The following is a 19259-nucleotide window of genomic DNA, read 5'->3' on the forward strand; positions in this document are numbered from 1 at the left end:
CATTGAATGGGTTAAATTTGTCAAACTATGGGTACATTATGTCAATGTATGGGTTCAGCGACATTATCTTTGATTCTTAATCACTGCTATTTCAACACCACTATTTCATCGCGGCTTTCACGTACACATCAAAGCGATTTTTTTTCTGCGCTAACACCATACTCGGTTTTACACCATCAAGATCTTCAGCATAATCGGGGCGTTTTACGACTACACGCTTGGTGGCCAGTGCCATTGCGGGCGCTAATAAACCGTCGGCGTCTAGGTCGGCACCGACTAAGGTTTGAAATACGCGCATTTCTTTTTTGACTAAGGCTGACTTTTCACGATGTGGGTACATGGGGTCTAAATAGACGACGTCTATTTCTGTACCAGAGGACTGTGCAGCATCAGCTAACGCATCAAGGCTCGAACCATGAAACAAGCTCATAAGCTCTTGCATCCACTCGCCGATTTCAGCGTCTTCATAAGCGCGGCGTAGGCCGTCTTCTAATAGCGCAGCAACCACAGGGTGGCGCTCAACCATAATCACTTTGCAACCTAGGCTTGCCAATACAAACGCATCGCGGCCTAAGCCTGCTGTGCCATCAACTACCGTGGGCGTTACGCCTTGTTTTAACCCGACCGCTTTGGCGATAGACTGGCCGCGCCCGCCACCAAATTTGCGGCGATGTGCCACCGCGCCTGATACAAAATCAACGTTAATGCCATCTAATTTGGGTTCATCTCGTTTATACAAACTCAAACAGTTTTGCTCAAAACGCAATTCAAACGCGGCGTCTTGGTCCCACACTAATTGCCAGCGGCTGGCGATATCAACCAATGTTGGGTACTGCTGATTAAAGAAGATCGGTGTCTGCAACAAGATAAATACCATGCCAATATAAGAAACTACCTCATTATGCCAAAAGCCATCAGCAGTGAATACCTATACCTCACGCCTGAGAAAACTTATAATGATGGTATTACACAGTTTTTACTGTTCATTTAGTTAATGGAAATACCCATGCTTAGTTATCGCCACGGTTACCATGCTGGCAATTATGCCGATGTGCTTAAACATTCAATGCTTATACAGGCATTAAAAGCCATGCAGAAAAAAGCAAAGCCATATGTGTATATCGACACTCATGCAGGCGCTGGCGCGTATTCGTTGACGGATGAGTTTTCGCAAAAAACCGGCGAGTATTTAGAGGGCGTAGCCAAACTGTGGGAGCATGAAAACCTGCCTGTCGCCTTAGCTGATTATGTTGAAGCGGTAAACCACTTTAATGCCGAATATGACGGTGAGCTTAGAGTGTATCCTGGCTCACCGGCGTTTGTAGATGTAGAGCTGCGCCCACAAGATCGCATGGTATTACACGAGCTGCATTCAACTGACCATGAGTTACTTGAAAGTTACTTTATTCAAGACAAGCAAGTAAAAGTACTAAACAGTGATGGTTTACAAGGGTTAATTGCCGCGGTGCCGCCGTTAGAGCGCCGTGGAGTGATTTTAATTGACCCAAGTTATGAAATTAAAACCGACTATATTGATGTGGCAGAGACCCTGATTAAAGCCCATAAACGCTTTGCGACAGGTGTTTTTATGCTGTGGTATCCGGTGGTAAAACGTGAGCAAACTGAAGCTATGCTGACACTGCTTAAAAATAGCGGCATTAAAAAACAGCTGCGTATTGAGCAAGCCATTAATGCCGATAGCGATGAGTTTGGCATGACAGCCGCTGGTTTATGGGTGATTAATCCGCCGTGGAAAATGGATGTTATGGCCAAAGAAGCATTAGATTACTTAGCGCCTTTATTAGGCCATGCCGACGGTTACACAACTGTAAAATGGGAAGTAGGCGAGTAGCCGCATGATCTCTTAGAAGGTAATAAAAAAGCCCGGTGCATATTGATGCTCCGGGCTTTTTTATAGCATTATTTAAAAAATGCGCCTGTAGCCCCAGGGAATACCACTGGGCTGACATTGCCATTGGCAGCAACACTTGCCACGCCAAATAGGTAATTATCAATCACTAGATTATCCAGAGTAAAGGTATCAACCTTGCCCACATAGCGGCTGTGGGTCCACTCTGGTGCGGTAGTTGAGCGCCAATACACCCGATAACCTACCACAGTTTCATCACTGCTTTTTTGCCAACTTAGCGTAGTACTGGGTGACACCTGGCCTTCAATACTCACCTTAGATGGCGGTGCAGGTGCCCATGCCTGGGCGGCTAAGCTAATTGCGTTTAATGCGGTGAGTTTGGCGTTAAACTCAAAATCGACGCCTTCAATGACATCGCCGTAGGCAATGCCGTTTTCAACCCGAATGTCTTGATGCTGGCGGTCGTAATGCTCATTGGTTTCCATAATTCGCACCGCTGGTAAACCAGCCTGATTAAACGGTAAGTGGTGTCCACCACGGCCAAATCGGTCAAGGCGATACACTAACATGACATCGAGGTTTGTCATGTACTGGTCGGCCAACGATTTAATTTTACGGGCCAAATTACGCGAGGCAGAATCGTTTTCGCCGCCACTAAAATAACGCGCTTTGGCTTCTTCGGCGGTTTCGGCAAAGCGTACGCCTTCAGAAAAAACTCGCACACTGCTGTTATTTATTACGCCATTAATTCCAGCAATGTTACCTATCATGTCGTTATTAAGCACAGCTTGTACTTGCCAATCTTGTGCTTTGGCATAGTCGGCTAAAATATTGCCGCCGTACAGGCCTTGCTCTTCACCCGACAGGGCTGCATACACTATGGTGCCGTTAAACTGATATTTAGATAACACCCGCGCGGCTTCAATTGCGCCTGCTACACCGGAGGCATTATCGTTAGCACCTGGCGAAATAGAGGTAGCATCAAGCACGTCGGTGACCCGCGAATCAATATCACCGCTCATCATCACCACACGTTTAGGGTCTGTGTTACCGCGCTGAATGGCGATAACGTTCACCACTTCGGTAGGCTTAGCAATGCGCTTACCTTCTACAGTATTGGCTACTGTTACCACTTCGAGGCAACCACCACACTCTTTTGAAATACGCTTAAACTCGGCTTCAATCCAGCGTCTTGCCGCGCCAATACCTTGGGTGTCTGATTGCGTGTCTGACATGGTATGGCGAGTGCCAAAATCAACTAGGGTGCGAATATCTTGTTCGATACGCTGCGCTTGTGGCGCGTTAGCAATATCGTACAAGCGCATGTCTTCTTGCGACGGCGCCGTTGAAGTTTGTTCTGCGGCAATTGCCGGAACGGCCACAGCACCAAAGATTAATAACCCAGCCATGCCCGCTAAACAATAACCGCTTTTAGGACTGAGTTTAACGCGCTTTGGCTGTGCTTTATGGATTAGATATTTCATATAACCTCGATTAACTGGCCAATGCTTTTTGATAGCGTTTGAATAATATTTTTACGCGCTTCACATAGGCCTGAGTTTCAGGGTATGGCGGAATGCCACTGTATTGGGTGACGGTACTTGGGCCGGCATTGTACGCGGCGCAAGCTAAGTCTAAATCACCATTAAATTGGGCTAACAGTTGCGCTAAATAACGGCTACCACCGCGAATATTTTGTTGGGCATTTAACGGGTTATCAACGCCCATATCACTGGCGGTGCCTGGCATTAATTGCATTAACCCTTTGGCGCCCGCTTTTGAAACCGCACCGGGCTTAAACGCCGATTCGGCATGAATCACCGCTCTAATTAATGCCGGATCTAACTGATATTTGTATGCTGCTAACGCCACATCGGTGGCAAAATGCGAGGTAAATAATGGGATTTTGTACCAGTCGACAGTGGAGTCTGGGCGACAGGCAAAGCATTCATACAGCAACACTTGATAATCGGCATCTAAAGGTTGCTGATCACTAAACACCATAATCCCATTAGCTTGTTTGTATTGATACACTTTACGTTTTTCAACACCGAGATCACTCACGATACCGTTTTCAGAATATTGCGCTTTAACTCTGGGTTTATTAGGCGTTACAGAAGATTTTTTAAGCGGGTAATCATTGGTTAATGTGCGTAGTTTGGAAGTATCGCTAACGTAGTTATTATCTAACACAAGTTGATCATTAAGCGACTTCACAGGGTTTAGATTAATAACATTAACAGGCTCAAGCGTTGGCTTGCTCACTGTAGACTGTTGTAATGACCGTTGTGGTTTTTGCTCGGGCTGTTCTTCAATGTATTTGGCTTTAATTTGTGGTTTAACGACGTCTTCAACCTCTGGGTAAACCACTTGTTTGGCCTCTGCGGTTACCCCAGCCAACACGGTGCTGATAAGTAATAGCGCCAAACTATTACGCCATATCATCGGCTTACTCCTGCACTTGGTCAAAAATGGGCATTGGGGCAATGTGGGCAAATTTTGCCACTGCCGACCCAGGGAAAATTTTTACTCCACTGTTTAGCTCATACACAGCTTTACGGTAAAAATCTTCGGCATGAACAAAATCAAGTTCAAGTTGCAAATACTCAGCGAGTTGTTCGGTGCACAGTTTGTCTTTATTCACTGTAGCCAAAAGTGATTCTAAGCCTTGATCAATTTGTTGCCACGCGGCAATCGACACAGACAACGAGCCACCAGCTACATTTGACTCTTCAATGGGTTGCTGCCAATTATGCTCTGGCTGTAACTGCTTTAGTTGCTCTAACTGAGCTTGTTGGTCATCGGTTAACGGGCGTGGGTAAGAGGGCTTTTCCTGACACAGTTCTGTAAAGAGTGTTAGTCTTCTATCAATTTTTGCATCGATCACCTTTAGCGCTTCAATGGCTGAAGTGCGTTTTTTAAGTAAACTGGCATACCAAAGATAGGCCAGAATAGCGGCTAAAGTGAGGCTAATAAATAGCGCCTGCATGGTGACTTCCTTTATTATTGTTATTCACTATCATAATCATTATTTAATCAAAAGTTCATCTTTATCGGCGATATCTTCGCTAAAAAATAACCACAAATGTGCTTACCCAGTACATATAGATGTTAAAAAACTGTTTTGACTACGATCTTAATCATAACACAAATATTGATTGATATTTGGGTGATATTTGCACGACTGCATTTTTAATCATCATTTTTATCAATAACCTAAAGACATATTAGTCAGGGTGTTTTTTAAACACTTTTTAAGTTTACTCTATTTAAATGAATCAATTAGCGTCATTTAAATATCATTTAATCACCATTAAGCGACTTTTCACTCGCTATATGCTTTTTTAACCATGAATGTATATTATATCAACCCGCATTTATAAGTGACCACTCAGAATGCATCCAGCGTTTTTTGATTAAGGCGTCTCGATGTCCTCATGGTTGTTTCCTTTCAAATAACCAGAACTCAGAGCAAAAGCCGCTGGGGACATTCCTTTCAGGCACAAAAAAGCCCAGCAAAACTGGGCTTTTAAACACTGATCATCGATTAAATCGACTTTCTGTCATTATCAACCATTTCCTCATCTTCTTCTGTTGGCTTTTTACGCTTGAGGAAAATACTCTCAACTACCACAAAGAACACCGGAATAAAGAAAATACCTAAGAATGTCGACGATAGCATGCCACCAACGACAGCAGTACCAATGGCATTTTGGCTACCTGAACCGACACCCGTACTGAGCGCTAACGGTAAAACACCTAAACCAAATGCCAATGAGGTCATTAAAATTGGACGTAAACGCACTTTAACCGCGTGCAAGGTCGCATCTAATAAGCCAGCCCCTTTTTCGTAGTATTCCTTCGCAAACTCGACAATTAAGATGGCATTTTTAGTTGCCAGCCCCACTGTCGTTAATAAGCCTACTTGGAAGAATACATCGTTAGGCAAGCCACGACCATTCATTGCCAATAGCGCACCAAGAACCCCAACTGGAACCACCAAAATAACGGATAATGGTATTGCCCAGCTCTCGTACAGTGCCGCTAATACTAAAAATACAATTAACACCGACAAGGCATATAAACTTGGCGCTTGGTTACCCGATAAACGCTCTTCATAGGATAAACCATTCCACTCTAAAGCATACCCAGGCGGAAGTTGTTTAGCCATTTTTTCAAGAGCATCCATAGCATCACCGGTACTGTAACCGGGTGCTGTTGCGCCTTGAATGTTAACCGCTGGCACACCGTTAAAGCGTTGTAACTGTGGTGAGCCATACTCCCATGAGCCAGTAGCAAAGGCCGAAAACGGCACCATTTCACCATTATTATTACGCACATACCAGGTGTCTAAATCACTTGGTTGCATGCGATATTTTGCCTCGCCTTGCACGTACACTTTTTTCACTCGGCCGCGATCAATAAAGTCATTAACGTAAGAGCCACCCCATGCTGTAGCCAACACAGTATTTGCACTATTAATATCAATATCTAATGCTCGTAACTTGGCATGATCTAAATGTATTTGGTACATGGGTGCATCTTCTTGACCGTTAGGCCTTACCCCAACTAAGTTAGGATTTTGTGCCGCCAAGCCAAATAGTTGATTACGAGCCTCAATTAACTTTTCATGACCTTGACCACTCAAGTCTTTTAAATAAAGGTCAAAACCATTTGCTGTACCTAGTTCAATCACCGATGGCGGAACAAATGCAAAAACGAGGGCTTCTTTAATTTGCATAAAGCGTCCCATTGCACGGCCAGCCAAGGATTTCACATCTTCACCCTGCGCTTCACGTGTAGACCAGTCTTTTAAGCCAACAAATGCAATTCCCATATTTTGACCTGAGCCAGCAAAACTAAAGCCAGCAACCGTAAACACAGAACGAACAATGTCTTTCTCGTCATTTAGATAATAATCAGACACCTGATCCAGCACCTTTATGGTACTTTCTTGAGTTGAGTTAGTAGGTAAAATAGCTTGGGTAAACAAAATACCTTGGTCTTCATCGGGTAAGAAAGCCGTTGGCATGCGGATGAAAATCCAACCTACAGCAATAACCAATACGACATATACCATCATGGCGCGGAATGAACGCTTAATAATACCGCCTACAGTATTCCCATAACGCACAGTAAGAGCATCAAACTTACGGTTAAACCAGCCAAAAAATCCTGTTTCAACATAGGAATGACCTTTTTTTACTGGTTTCAACATGGTGGCACATAATGCCGGTGTTAGTACAATTGCCACAAATACAGATAAGGCCATCGCTGCCACAATCGTAATGGAGAATTGGCGATAAATAACCCCGGTCGACCCCGACATAAAGGCCATAGGCACAAATACCGCAGACAGGGTCAAACCAATACCGACTAACGCACTGGTAATTTGATCCATTGATTTTCGGGTTGCTTCTAATGGACTTAAGCCCTCTTCAGACATCACTCGTTCAACGTTTTCCACGACAACAATGGCATCGTCCACCAGCAAACCAATGGCCAATACCATGGCAAACATGGTTAAGGTGTTAATGGTAAAGCCTGATGCCGATAACACCGCAAACGTGCCGAGTAATACCACAGGTACCGCAATCGTCGGAATAAGTGTGGCCCTGAAGTTTTGCAGGAACAGATACATAATTAAGAAAACCAATACAACGGCTTCTATCAATGTATGTACTACGCCTTCAATTGATTGCTCTACGAATGGCGTTGTATCATAAGGATAAACAACGTCTAGCCCTTGTGGAAAAAACGCTTTCATCTCATTAATTTTGGCTTTTACACCTGCAGCGGTGTCTAGTGCGTTGGCACCTGTCGCTAATTTTACAGCTAAGCCAGAAGCGGGTTTGCCATTATAAAAAGAATTAACGGAGTAACTTTCTGCACCCAGCTCAACGTTAGCCACATCTTCAAGATAAACATTAGCCCCTGACGAATCAGATTTAAGGATAATACGCCTAAATTGTTCTGGTGTTTGTAGTCTACTCTGTGCTGTTACAGTGGCGTTTAATTCTTGGCCAGCAACTGATGGTGCGCCACCTAATTGACCTGCTGAAATTTGTGCATTTTGTTCACTAATGGCCGTAGTAACATCAATACTGGTTAAGTTGTACTCGGTTAATTTAAGCGGATCTAACCAGATGCGCATCGCATATTGTGCACCAAAAAGCGTGAGCTCACCGACACCGGCAACACGACTCATTGGATCTTGAATATTAGCGGCAACATAATCAGCAATATCACTTCTGCCCATTGAGCCGTCTTCTGACACAAAACCCAGTACCATTAAAAAGCCAGATGCCGATTTATTTACTTTTACACCTTGTTGTTGTACTTCGGTTGGTAGCAATGGTGTCGCAGATTGCAGCTTATTTTGAACCTGTACTTGGGCAATATCAGGGTCAGCCTCAGCATTAAATGTTAAGGTGATTTTGGTATTACCAAAACTGTCACTGGTAGATGATATATAACGCAAATGATCCAAGCCGGTCATTTTCTGCTCAATCACCTGGGTGACGGTATCTTCCATGGTTTTCGCAGAAGCCCCTGGATAATAAGCCGTAATGACGACCGTTGGTGGTGCAATGCTTGGATACTGTGCAATCGGTAAGCCTTTAATGGCTAACACACCTGCGAGCATAATCAATAATGCAATCACCCAAGCAAAGATAGGGCGATCAATAAAAAAGCGAGCCATAATTTATCCCTACTTTTGTGGTTGGTCAGCCGTTAACTCTGTTGGTGACACAGGTGCACCAGCGCGGATCTTTTGTAAGCCTTCGACGATTAATTTATCACCAGCAACTAAACCATCAGTAATACGCCATTGATTGCCAATGACTTCCGCGGTTTTGACCACGCGCATTTCAGCTTTACCCTCTTTATTTACCAACATAGCCACGGCTTGGCCTTTAGTATTGCGGGTAATCGCACGCTGTGGCACTAAAATAGCTTGTGGGTCTTGGCCAGCGTTTAATATTGCACGAACAAACATGCCCGGTAACAATGTGCCGTCTGGATTAGGAAACTCTGCTCGTAATGTTACTGACCCCGTGGTTTCGTCCACATTAACTTCGGCAAACTGCAATGTACCTTCGTTATCATATGTGCTGCCATCTTCAAGCATTAAGGTTACTTTAGCGTTTTCGCTTTTAAGCAGTTGCCCAGAACGTAAATTGGCTTTTAAACGTAATAACTGCGCACTTGACTGGACGATGTCGACATTAATGGGATCAAGTTGTTGAATCGTTGCAAGCGTATTACTTTGATTCGCAGTAACCAATGCACCCGCAGTAACCGATGATTTACCAATGCGACCTGAAATCGGTGCTTTAACCTCGGTGTATTCAAGATTAATATTGGCGGTATTAATCGCCGCTTTGGCTACGGTAACTGCTGCTTGTGCTTCTTTATAGGCAGCTTCGGTTTCATCAAAGTCTTGCTTGCTCACCGCATTGGTTTTTACCAATTGAGCATAACGTGAAGCTTTAGCTTTGGCTGATGCTAACGCAGCATTGGCTCGGGCTAAATCAGCTTCTGCACTGATTAACGCGGCTTTATATGTGGCTGAGTCGATTTGATAAAGCGACTGGCCTTGAGCAACTTCACTGCCTTCGGTAAAAGCACGTTTAGTAATAATACCTGACACTTGTGGCCGCACTTCGGCTTCTAAAAAAGCTCGGCTACGACCTGGTAACTCAACCATAATAGCTTGTGATATTGCCTCAACAGTAATGACACCTACCGGAGAAGGTGGTTGTTGCTGTTGCGCCTGAGCGGCTTCCTCCCCTTTGCTACAAGCGGTAATCCATAATGCAACAGAGATAACTGCCGCGACTTTCAATGCTTTGTGCATGGGTGCTCCTACTTTGGTGTATTTTCATAATGACGCCTCAACCTTGAGTGGCTCATTTGAAAATAGCTAAAAATTAAACTGTTAAATATTCTGCGCTCTTTATCGCACAAGTACAAAATTCAAACAACAAAGTCTAATGTACTAAATTGTAAACAAATAATAAGCTTAGGTAATATATGTGTAATTTGTTAACTCAGTGTTTAGTTAACCGTGTCAATCAAACAAAACTAGATCAATTCACCATCGCATATATCACTAGGCACAATGTTGATAAAGTCTACTATATTATCGTGATGTCAAATAATCCCACTACCAACATATTTTAATTTCTATTGATGACAACCTTATTTAATTCATCCATGTTTTGGCTCTCTGCCATCATGGGGCGCCACCAATGTTCACTGGCTTGCGGATTAGCTAACATTACAGCTTGACCAAATTGAGGGGTCAACAAAGTCACATTATGCTGTTTTGCTAATTGATTAATACGCTCAAAAGGTTCAAACCAATCATGCAGAGCCAGATCAAAAGTGCCGTTATGTACCGGCATCATCGCTTTGGCATTAATATCAATATGCGCTTGTAAGCTTTGTTCAGGTAACATATGGATGTCACTCCACAGTTCATTATAGGCGCCTGTTTCAATCATGCTTAAATCAAATGGTCCGTATAAATCACCAATTTGTTTAAAACCATTAAAGTAGCCACTGTCGCCGCTATAAAAAACCTTGTGTTGCAAACCTTGAATGACCCAACTGGCCCACAATGTGTGGTCGCGATCTAATAAACCTCGACCAGAAAAATGCTGCGCCGGTGTGGCGGTAATATTGAGGCCATTTAAGTCAACCGACTGCCACCATTCAAGCTCAGTGACTTGAATAGGATCAACGCCCCAATCCGTTAAGTAGTCACCCACTTTTAAAGGGGTAATAAAATGCTCTACTTTAGGGATGAGCTGTTCAATGGCGGCTCTATCAAGGTGATCGTAATGATCATGGCTAATAATGACCGCTTTAATAGATGGCAACTCAGCAATACTGATCGGCGATTGATGAAAACGTTTCGGCCCAGCCCACTGTACAGGCGATGCACGCTCACTAAATACCGGATCGATTAACACGTACTCACCGTCAATACGCATTAACAGGGTAGAATGGCCCAAACGATAAACGGCATCTTCAATAGTTTGTGCCAATATGTCTGCGGTTAATGTGATTAAAGGGACGTCATGTTTAGGGGCTGGTGCTTTGCGCTGGGTGTGCCAATAAGCTTTAGCGATTGGCCATAAACTGCTTAACCCTGCTTGATATACTTTTTCGCTATTGGCAAACGGCTTACTTTTATTAACACCAGACCAGGTTTTGCTTAGCCAAACAATGGCAATTAACAACAACACACCAAGCATAATACCGGTTAATAATTTCATCTTTTCCACTCATCAAGTACACTACACGGTGTAGTTTAATAATCTACCATTGAAAAGTAAACTGCTCAGTGTAAAATATGTTAAATAAATCCTTTGTCGTGATCTCCATGAATACAGAAAAACAAACTCGTAGCCAAATTAAACGTGCAGCAATTATTGAAGCCGCCAGAACAACCTTCAAAGCATTAGGGGTTGCTGCGACGAGTATGGACAAATTAGCCGAAGTGGCTGGGGTGTCAAAACGCACGGTTTACAATCACTTCGCCACTAAAGAGGCTCTGGTGATGACTTTGATGACCGATTTATGGCAACAGGCATTATTATCGCAACCTTCTGAGCCTTATAACGCTAGCAAACCGCTGGCACCGCAATTACAACAGTTGGTGCGCGGTGATATGGACTACATACAGTCCGAAGAGCACATTGAGGTGTCGCGGATGGTGATTGGTCACTTGTTTTATACATCTGAAATGCAGCAAGAAATCCAGAGGATCATTAAAGAAGAAACCGCGATTTTACGCTGGATAAAAGCAGCCGACAAAGATGGCCGAATTAAGGTTGATGATATTGAACAGGCCCAAGACCAAGTGCATAGTTTAATTAAAGGCCAATGTTTTTGGCCATTAATCTTCCAAATTATCGAGCCGTTAACTGACGAAGAAAAAGATCAGCACGCGGCAGAAATCGTTAAAGTGTTTTTAAGCCGTTATCAGGTGTAGTAGACACTGATATCGACTACACCCTATTGTCGCCCACACCCAAAGAAATCACTCGGCTGATTTCTGCCAAACTCTTGCCAGATTCTTGTTGCCAATGATTAAACGCTGCTTGCGTTTGGCGTAATGCCGTTTTCGAGGTAAAGCCAGCATCAACAACCTTATGAGCGGTTAAATACGCCTGCACATCCTGACTCAGTAAAAAGGTGTCTTTACCAATCGCGCGCAAAAAGTATGGCCCAGTATTGCCTCCTAAACGAGCACCGCGTTTTTTAAGCACTTGCCATAAACCGGTAATGTCATCGGTTGGCCAATTGGCAATAAACTCAGCAAAGCTACCTTGTTCCGCGTTGATTTGCTGGATCATGTAGGCATTATCAACAATGGCTTGGGTTTTCTTTTGATGGCGGATAAGCGTGGGATCACTAGCGCGTTGTTGAATTTGATCTGGAGATAGCATCAATACTTTCATCGGCTCAAAGTCAAAAAACGCTTTTTCATAAGCAGGCCATTTATTGTCGACCACGCGCCATACAAAACCACTTTGAAACACCCGTTTGCTGATGACAGACAACAATTGTGCATCAGAATATTCACTGATTTCTTCGGCGCTTAGCGTGTCGGGTAATAACGAGTTCACGATTGCAGGTCCGCCTTTACGCTCGCAAGCTCGCGCCCAAATTTCACTGAATTTTTCTAATGTCGCCACAGGATGTCCTTAACAATAACTACGTTGTATATGAAAGCCTTAAATATTACGCTCTTTTTTAAGCTGTAAAAACTGTTTCCATTTAACAACTTCGGCCGGCAGTTCAGGCATGTTACCGGTGTAACCCGCTGCCGTAATTAAGGTTTCGAGAGGCACTTGCTTACCATGGCACATAAACACCCCGCGCACATGGGCGATACAATGTAAACCGCGAGCGGTCACCATGCGATGTTCAATGTAGAAGTATTTCTCATCCCAACCGACAATTTTGGTTTCGATAGTAAACTTTTCAAACGGTTTAATATCACGGATATAAGTAAACTCAGCGGCATTGACGATAGGTAGCCATTTATTCTTTAAAAACTGCTTCATTAAACCAATTTCGGCGATCATGTACGTACGGGCTAAATCCATAAAGGCCGGATAGCGTGAATTGGTTAAATGTAAGTTGATGTCGCAATCTAACGGCAAAACCCGATAATTAATTTTACTGGTGCCTAAAAAATCAATACGTTTGCAATGGCCTATTCGCCATAAAAACAATAACGCAAAACGAAAATACAGATTCATTTACCACTACTCCTATTGTTAGCGCGACAGGCTAACAAAGGTCATACCAGTGAGCAAGGGCACCAGCGCCATTTAACATGAGTTTTATACAGTACGTTTAGGCCTATTGTTTGTTTTGTTACTCTTTTTGCGACTTATCCCCCTTTTCATCTGTGACTGAACTGATTACCATAGCAACGCGGTTTTATCTTGTTGGGTTTTTAAGACACTCACAAGATGAGCAACGCAAACAACATTATTTATAATTCTCAGGGCGGGGCGCAATTCCCCACCGGCGGTAAACTTGAAAAAGTAAGCCCGCGAGCGCTCGATTCGTCGAGGTCAGCAGATCTGGTGACTTAGTATTGCTTAAAGGTAATGTCTAACAGTCCAGAGCCGACGGTTATAGTCCGGATGAGAGAGAATGGAGATACATCAATCAGCTCACGGCTTTTTGATGCAATTTGTTTTGGATTAATATCCCTCTTTACAAGCCCTGATTCTGGTCATTTTAGGAGTACAACCATGAATCAGCTTTCACTACTTGCCGAATTTGGCGAACCACTTACTCGTGTAGAAAATGCCCTTGCAGCCCTAAGAGAAGGCCGCGGCGTATTATTACTCGATGATGAAGATCGCGAAAACGAAGGCGATATTATTTATTCAGTCGAGCATTTAACCACAGCCCAAATGGCGTTAATGATCCGCGAATGCAGCGGCATTGTGTGTTTATGCTTAACCGACGAGCATGCTAATAAGCTTGAATTGCCACCGATGGTTGTTAATAACAATAGCGCCAATCAGACCGCATTTACTATCTCCATTGAAGCAAAGCTTGGTGTTACTACTGGTGTTTCAGCACAAGACCGCGTGACCACCATTAAAACGGCCGCTAATCGTGATGCTAAAGCATCAGACTTAGCCCATCCAGGACACGTATTTCCATTACGTGCTCGCGCTGGTGGTGTAATGACTCGTCGTGGTCACACTGAAGGTACGGTTGATTTAATGCAAATGGCCGGCTTAATGCCTGCTGGCGTGTTATGTGAACTCACCAACGAAGACGGCAGCATGGCCAAAGCGCCTGAAATTGTCGCGTTTGGTGTAAAGCACAATATGCCAGTACTCACCATCGAAGACATGGTGATGTATCGCAACCAGTATGATTTGAAGTTAGCGTAAACTGTTGCTAACTCATCTCAAACTCAGAGGCGCATTGCGCCTCTTTTTTATGTCGATTTTCCGCTCAAATCAAAGCTCAGTAATAAAGGTTTGATACTGCTGCATTGTAGTCGCCTCTTCTAGCATGCCTTGATGGCCGACTTTAGGTACCATAATGAACTGCTTATTAGCAGACTTGCTCGCAGCAAACAGTTTTTCAGACAATGCGGGCGGCACTTCTTCATCATCCTCTCCGGCAATCACCAATAATGGCCCTTGGTAATATTGCGCGACCACTTGCTTATTATCTGTTTTACGAAAACCTTCTGGCATTTCCAAAGTCATAAACGGTGCCATATACCAGGGCGTTTTCTCATCGACCCAATCGTCGGCATTGGTGGCCGAGCCGTGTAAAACCAATGCATCTATTTTATTATTTCTGGCTAATTCTGCGGCAATAAAACTGCCCAACGAGTAACCGTGCAATATGATTTTTCCGGGTTGGTATTGTTGCTGTACATAGTCTAATTGTTGCTGGGCATCCAAGATAATATTGTTAATCCGCGGCTTACCTTCACTGGCGCCAATACCGCGACGATCCATGACCAAGATATCTGTGTTAAGGGCCGATAATGCTGTTAAATCGGCCAAACAATGTGGCTGAATTTTCATGCCATTACCCGGATAAAATACCAGGGTTGTGTTGCTGTTTGGGTTATCAATAAAAAAGCCATTTAGCTTAACGTTATCGCTCGCCTCAAGATTTAGCTGGCTTATGACATGATCCGGCATGGCTTGTTGTAATGCTTGAGTGAACTCAGTGCTAAAGGCCACGGGCTCTTTATCATTGGCAATAAAACTCTCTTCACTTAAGCGCACTGTGCAGCCAGAAATGATGAGCATAGTCGTGCTAATCATTGCCACCGTGATCATTTTTTTTACTGTATTTTGCATATCATTGTCCTTAATTATTGATCTTCCTTGTGGATTAAAATGTCACCAGGCGAGCACTGTAAATGCTGGCAAATGGCGTCGAGTGTTGAAAACCGAATCGCTTTAGCACGGCCGCTGCGTAATACCGATAAATTTTGCGGTGTAATACCAACCAATTCTGCTAGCTCAGTAGACTTCATCTTGCGCTTTGCCAGCATCACGTCTAGCTCAATAATAATGGCCATTAAATGGTTAACTCCGCCTCTTGTTGCAGTTCAGTCGCGTGCTGCATCACCCAGGCCACACAATAAAAAATCATCCCAAATAACGCATATTTGAGTTCCTGACTGCCCAAGCTAAAATAGACAGGAACCGCACTGGATGTGCCGCTAAAGTGCAGTGAAAAGGCGATGATCATCGGGTAGAAAAGGCTGAGTAAAATCCATGCTAAAAAGACCAAAGCAATGTTGCTTAAACAGCGAAAATTACTTGGGGTGAACACCTGCCCCTGTTGATACAAAGTGAATAACTGATATAAAAAATAATAAATAAACAGATAAGGCAAAATTTCAACACTGCCCAAAATTAACCCTGGATGAAAACCCGCATCATAAAGGCTTTGCGCAATAGCTTGCCAGGGGCTACCAAAATCAACGGCAAGGTAACTGCTAAACCAGCCCCACCAGTCAATTGTGAGTACATATTCACCCGCTTGAAACTCGCCGAGCATCATGGTGCTGCAATAGCTACTGGCTTGTAATAAGGCTAAAAAAACGATGAGTAATTTAATCCATTTACTGAGTGAAACAATTCTATCCATGAAATTTCTGAGGTTGGCTAATGTTGATTTCACGTTAACACAGCTATTTTTATTCGGCAATAAATTACCGATAAACGATAATTTTATTTTATATCAACCCAAATGACGCCAGTGAATCAAAGCGCAGGCATAAAAAAACCGACAATCAATGCCGGTTTTTAACGGGTTTACATTAATGATTTACGCGGCAATGCCGCTGTGACGTAATAATGCTTCTGTATTTGGCTCACGCCCCATAAAGCGTTTAAACAACTCCATAGGCTCTTCACTACCGCCCATTTCAAGAATATTATTTAAGAAACTCTTACCCGTTTCTGAGTTAAATATTCCTTCGATTTCAAAACGCGAAAAAGCATCTGCAGATAATACTTCAGCCCATTTATAACTGTAGTAACCCGCAGCATAACCGCCGGCAAAAATATGGGCAAAACCATGTTGAAAACGATTGAAGCTGGGTGGCGTTAATACCGCTATTTGGCTGCGTACTTCATCTAAAATACCTTGAATATCGACACCTTTTGCTGGGTCAAACTCATGGTGCATTCTAAAATCGAACAACGAGAACTCAAGCTGGCGCACCATCATCATGCCTGACTGGAAGTTTTTTGCCGCTAACATTTTGTCGAGCAATGCTTTAGGTAATGGCTCGCCAGTTTCGTAGTGGCCAGAGATTTCCGCTAGGGCTTCTTCTTGCCAGCACCAGTTTTCCATAAACTGACTTGGTAACTCTACGGCATCCCAAGGCACACCGTTAATGCCCGATACGCCGCCAACATCGACTTTGGTTAGCATGTGGTGGATACCGTGGCCAAACTCGTGGAATAACGTCGTGACTTCGTCGTGGGTAAATAACGCCGGTTTGCCGTCTACTGGGCCATTAAAGTTACAGGTTAAGTAAGCCACTGGTTTTTGCAGACCGGTAGAGGTAATACGACGGCCACGACAATCGTCCATCCATGCGCCGCCACGTTTACCGCTGCGAGCATATAAATCTAAATAAAAGCTGCCACGATGTACGTTATCGGCATCAAAAATATCAAAGAAGCGCACGTCTTTGTGCCAGGTATCAACGCCTTTTTGTTCGGTAATCGTTAAGCCAAATAGCTTGTTAACGGTAAAGAATAGGCCTGATAAGACTTTGTTTTCTGGGAAGTACGGACGCAAAATTTCTTGTGACACTTCATATTTATATTGTTGAAGTTTTTCGGCATAAAAACTTAAGTCCCATGAAGCCATTTCGCTGACATCATAGTGCTCTTTAGCAAAGGCGCGTAGTTCAGCTAATTCTGTTGCAGCCTGGCCTTTTGAACGCTGACCTAATTCATTTAAAAAGCCCAATACTTGCTCTGGTGACTCTGCCATTTTGGTGGCAAGTGATTTATCAGCATAGCTGGCAAAACCCAGTAGATTGGCTAACTCATGACGTAATGCCACGATTTCGTTCATGTTGTCGGTGTTATCAAACTCGCCAGCATTTGGACCTTGATCTGAGGCGCGGGTGACAAATGCACGGTAGCATTCTTCACGTAGGTCACGGTTTTCACTGTAGGTCATCACCGGTAAATAAGAGGGGAAATCAAGAGTAAACAACCAACCTTTTAGCTCTTTGGCTTCAGCCATTGCTTTAGATGCGGCCACTGCCGACTCAGGTAAACCCGCTAAGTCAGCCTCGTCGGTAATCAACTTGGTCCAGGCTTCGGTAGCATCTAATAACTGGTTAGAAAAATTGCTAGTTAGCTCAGATAAACGCTTAACAATTTCACCGTAACGTACTTTTTCGCCATCATCTAAGCCAATACCCGACAATTCAAAATCACGTAAGCTCTGCTCAATCACCATTTTTTGTGCTTGGGTTAACTCGGCAAACTCAGCAGATTGATGAATTGATTTATAGGCTTGATACAAGCCCTGATGCTGGCCAACATAGGTGCCGTAATCAGATAAAAGCGGTAAACAAGCATCGTGTGCATCACGCAATGCATCGCTGCTGACAACTGAGTTCATGTGCGACACTGGCGACCAAATTTTACTTAATTCGTCGTCAACTTCTTCAAGAGGGGCGATAAGGTTATCCCAGGTATATTGGCTGTTGTCAGCTAACAAGGCTTCAATGGTATCGCGACACTTGGCAATGGCTTGCTCAACCGCAGGCTGGATGTGTTCTGGTTTAATTTTAGAAAACTCGGGTAATGCTGCGCTGTTTAGCAGTGGATTGCTCATAAAGATCCCTCAAAATATTTCGTGTCGATTGCAATGATATGGGGCCAATTTACTTGGCTTTCAAGCTTTCCGCCATCGAGAATAATAATATCCCAGCATTAATAATGGTCCACGCGCCACCACATATCGTATTTACATAACAAAAGAAGTGACCACAGTCGCATTTGTAATTTACAGTTAGTTTACAAAGCTAATATTGACAGGCAGATCTCAGCTGAAAGTGATTATCATTTAATTTTATTATTAATAAACTAATATACATGTCCAGACCGTTTCTCAGTCCATATTTAACCATGAGCCAAACAAGCATGACTTTTGATTTTTGTACTGTACATCGTAAACATTTTACCACTTGTGTGTTTTTACCGACTCTTGCGGTGATAAGTTTAACGGCCGCCATGCCGGCGCTAGCTGAAACGGACACTCAGCCAAATGTTGCCTTAGATTTGGTTTGGGAGAACCATTACATTACTGAAGGTCGCAATAACTTAGATAAAGGTGGCATTGCCTGGGCTGTGGCAAGTGTTGAGCACAATGACATGGTGGCTTATGCCGTTGTAGGACGAGCAGACCAAGTCAACTACACTGAGTGGAATGCTGGTTTAGAATACACATTGCATTTGGACTACGATATCGAAGCGACTTTGGGCTATCAACGCCTGGAGTTTTATGGTGATGAGCGCGCATCAGACAATGAATTTTTTAGTTCTATTACTTATAACGGCTTAGACTGGCTAGTGCCTGTAGTAAGCTACACTTATGCCACTGAAGCCTCTGGTTACTTTGTCACCCTGAGCGTTTACAGCCCATGGGAGATCAATTCACAACTCACGCTAACACCTTATGTCTCGCAAGGCTTTGATTTTGGTTACAGCAGTGAAGCACACGATGGTGCTAACCATGTGCAATTTGGTCTAGAAGCTGAATATCAATTTAACCTCAGATCTGGTTAAGCAAACACGATATTAGTGCTATCTAACAGCTCAAGTTCTTG

The 19259-nt window shown here is 43.6% G+C and carries 16 protein-coding genes, 1 pseudogene and 1 riboswitch; of the genes and pseudogenes, 4 read left to right on the top strand and 13 right to left on the bottom strand.

The features are described from left to right. Positions 1-100: 100 nt before the first annotated feature. On the bottom strand, positions 101-877 hold the full coding sequence (locus IEY42_RS20035) for a class I SAM-dependent methyltransferase (RefSeq protein WP_188926995.1): 777 nt from the start codon (positions 875-877) through the stop codon (positions 101-103). 129 nt (positions 878-1006) lie between these two features. Here IEY42_RS20035 and IEY42_RS20040 point away from each other — a divergent pair, with 129 nt between their 5' ends. Further along, the gene (locus tag IEY42_RS20040) at positions 1007-1852 is read left to right on the top strand and encodes a 23S rRNA (adenine(2030)-N(6))-methyltransferase RlmJ (protein ID WP_188926996.1); all 846 of its coding nucleotides are present in this window, start codon (positions 1007-1009) and stop codon (positions 1850-1852) included. Positions 1853-1920: 68 nt separating this feature from the next. Here IEY42_RS20040 and IEY42_RS20045 read toward each other — a convergent pair whose 3' ends face one another. The 6 genes and pseudogenes from IEY42_RS20045 to IEY42_RS20070 all read right to left on the bottom strand — a co-directional run bounded on the left by IEY42_RS20045 (position 1921) and on the right by IEY42_RS20070 (position 11157). Beyond that, complete coding sequence (locus IEY42_RS20045; RefSeq protein ID WP_188927009.1) at positions 1921-3279, bottom strand: M28 family peptidase; 1359 nt, start codon at positions 3277-3279, stop codon at positions 1921-1923. A gap of 85 nt (positions 3280-3364) precedes the next feature. Then, positions 3365-3997: pseudogene (locus tag IEY42_RS22685) on the bottom strand (lytic transglycosylase domain-containing protein); the annotation flags it as partial. 322 nt (positions 3998-4319) lie between these two features. Beyond that, complete coding sequence (locus IEY42_RS20055) at positions 4320-4859, bottom strand: hypothetical protein (protein WP_188926998.1); 540 nt, start codon at positions 4857-4859, stop codon at positions 4320-4322. Between the two features lie 558 nt (positions 4860-5417). Next, positions 5418-8573: an efflux RND transporter permease subunit gene (locus IEY42_RS20060; protein WP_188926999.1), complete on the bottom strand. Its 3156-nt coding sequence runs from the start codon at positions 8571-8573 to the stop codon at positions 5418-5420. Positions 8574-8582: 9 nt separating this feature from the next. Further along, on the bottom strand, positions 8583-9731 hold the full coding sequence (locus IEY42_RS20065) for an efflux RND transporter periplasmic adaptor subunit (RefSeq protein WP_188927000.1): 1149 nt from the start codon (positions 9729-9731) through the stop codon (positions 8583-8585). Positions 9732-10053: 322 nt separating this feature from the next. Then, positions 10054-11157, bottom strand: coding sequence for an MBL fold metallo-hydrolase (locus IEY42_RS20070; protein ID WP_188927001.1), 1104 nt, complete (start codon positions 11155-11157; stop codon positions 10054-10056). Positions 11158-11264: 107 nt separating this feature from the next. On the opposite strand from IEY42_RS20070, the gene IEY42_RS20075 reads away from it, so the two are divergent. Then, the gene (locus IEY42_RS20075; RefSeq protein ID WP_229780205.1) at positions 11265-11876 is read left to right on the top strand and encodes a TetR/AcrR family transcriptional regulator; all 612 of its coding nucleotides are present in this window, start codon (positions 11265-11267) and stop codon (positions 11874-11876) included. A 16-nt stretch (positions 11877-11892) separates the two neighbouring features. Here the strand turns inward: IEY42_RS20075 and IEY42_RS20080 are convergent, their stop codons facing one another. Together IEY42_RS20080 and IEY42_RS20085 are read right to left on the bottom strand one after the other, a co-directional pair. Further along, positions 11893-12582, bottom strand: a complete 690-nt coding sequence (locus tag IEY42_RS20080; RefSeq protein WP_188927002.1) for a DNA-3-methyladenine glycosylase I — start codon at positions 12580-12582, stop codon at positions 11893-11895. A gap of 39 nt (positions 12583-12621) precedes the next feature. Then, entirely contained in the window at positions 12622-13152 is a 531-nt protein-coding gene (locus IEY42_RS20085; protein ID WP_188927003.1) for a thioesterase family protein, read from the bottom strand. 240 nt (positions 13153-13392) lie between these two features. Further along, positions 13393-13561, top strand: a riboswitch (FMN riboswitch). A 95-nt stretch (positions 13562-13656) separates the two neighbouring features. Between IEY42_RS20085 and ribB the strand changes: the two genes are divergently transcribed. Beyond that, positions 13657-14313: a 3,4-dihydroxy-2-butanone-4-phosphate synthase gene (ribB, locus tag IEY42_RS20090; protein WP_188927004.1), complete on the top strand. Its 657-nt coding sequence runs from the start codon at positions 13657-13659 to the stop codon at positions 14311-14313. A gap of 69 nt (positions 14314-14382) precedes the next feature. Here ribB and IEY42_RS20095 read toward each other — a convergent pair whose 3' ends face one another. The 4 genes from IEY42_RS20095 to prlC form a co-directional block, all read right to left on the bottom strand. Beyond that, on the bottom strand, positions 14383-15246 hold the full coding sequence (locus tag IEY42_RS20095) for an alpha/beta hydrolase family protein (protein WP_188927005.1): 864 nt from the start codon (positions 15244-15246) through the stop codon (positions 14383-14385). 14 nt (positions 15247-15260) lie between these two features. After that, positions 15261-15470: a helix-turn-helix domain-containing protein gene (locus tag IEY42_RS20100; RefSeq protein WP_160052104.1), complete on the bottom strand. Its 210-nt coding sequence runs from the start codon at positions 15468-15470 to the stop codon at positions 15261-15263. After that, a complete protein-coding gene (locus IEY42_RS20105) occupies positions 15470-16045 on the bottom strand; it encodes a DUF2975 domain-containing protein (protein WP_188927006.1) in 576 nt (191 codons plus the stop codon). The genes IEY42_RS20100 and IEY42_RS20105 overlap by 1 nt, the downstream gene beginning before the upstream one ends. Before the next feature lie 180 nt (positions 16046-16225). Beyond that, the gene (prlC, locus tag IEY42_RS20110) at positions 16226-18265 is read right to left on the bottom strand and encodes an oligopeptidase A (protein WP_188927007.1); all 2040 of its coding nucleotides are present in this window, start codon (positions 18263-18265) and stop codon (positions 16226-16228) included. Between the two features lie 260 nt (positions 18266-18525). On the opposite strand from prlC, the gene IEY42_RS20115 reads away from it, so the two are divergent. Continuing rightward, positions 18526-19218, top strand: a complete 693-nt coding sequence (locus IEY42_RS20115) for a hypothetical protein (RefSeq protein WP_188927008.1) — start codon at positions 18526-18528, stop codon at positions 19216-19218. The last annotated feature ends 41 nt before the right edge of the window (positions 19219-19259 follow it).

Origin of the sequence: Shewanella algicola, assembly GCF_014648035.1 — a bacterium.
Lineage (GTDB): Bacteria > Pseudomonadota > Gammaproteobacteria > Enterobacterales > Shewanellaceae > Shewanella > Shewanella algicola.

Excerpts from the sequence above, each read along its gene's own strand:
- IEY42_RS20035 (WP_188926995.1), bottom strand. The coding sequence starts at position 877 with ATGGTATTTATCTTGTTGCAGACACCGATCTTCTTTAATCAGCAGTAC.
- IEY42_RS20040 (WP_188926996.1), top strand. The coding sequence starts at position 1,007 with ATGCTTAGTTATCGCCACGGTTACCATGCTGGCAATTATGCCGATGTG.
- IEY42_RS20045 (WP_188927009.1), bottom strand. The coding sequence starts at position 3,279 with ATGGCTGGGTTATTAATCTTTGGTGCTGTGGCCGTTCCGGCAATTGCC.
- IEY42_RS20055 (WP_188926998.1), bottom strand. The coding sequence starts at position 4,859 with ATGCAGGCGCTATTTATTAGCCTCACTTTAGCCGCTATTCTGGCCTAT.
- IEY42_RS20060 (WP_188926999.1), bottom strand. The coding sequence starts at position 8,573 with ATGGCTCGCTTTTTTATTGATCGCCCTATCTTTGCTTGGGTGATTGCA.
- IEY42_RS20065 (WP_188927000.1), bottom strand. The coding sequence starts at position 9,731 with ATGCACAAAGCATTGAAAGTCGCGGCAGTTATCTCTGTTGCATTATGG.
- IEY42_RS20070 (WP_188927001.1), bottom strand. The coding sequence starts at position 11,157 with ATGAAATTATTAACCGGTATTATGCTTGGTGTGTTGTTGTTAATTGCC.
- IEY42_RS20075 (WP_229780205.1), top strand. The coding sequence starts at position 11,265 with ATGAATACAGAAAAACAAACTCGTAGCCAAATTAAACGTGCAGCAATT.
- IEY42_RS20085 (WP_188927003.1), bottom strand. The coding sequence starts at position 13,152 with ATGAATCTGTATTTTCGTTTTGCGTTATTGTTTTTATGGCGAATAGGC.
- ribB (WP_188927004.1), top strand. The coding sequence starts at position 13,657 with ATGAATCAGCTTTCACTACTTGCCGAATTTGGCGAACCACTTACTCGT.
- IEY42_RS20095 (WP_188927005.1), bottom strand. The coding sequence starts at position 15,246 with ATGCAAAATACAGTAAAAAAAATGATCACGGTGGCAATGATTAGCACG.
- IEY42_RS20100 (WP_160052104.1), bottom strand. The coding sequence starts at position 15,470 with ATGGCCATTATTATTGAGCTAGACGTGATGCTGGCAAAGCGCAAGATG.
- IEY42_RS20105 (WP_188927006.1), bottom strand. The coding sequence starts at position 16,045 with ATGGATAGAATTGTTTCACTCAGTAAATGGATTAAATTACTCATCGTT.
- prlC (WP_188927007.1), bottom strand. The coding sequence starts at position 18,265 with ATGAGCAATCCACTGCTAAACAGCGCAGCATTACCCGAGTTTTCTAAA.
- IEY42_RS20115 (WP_188927008.1), top strand. The coding sequence starts at position 18,526 with ATGTCCAGACCGTTTCTCAGTCCATATTTAACCATGAGCCAAACAAGC.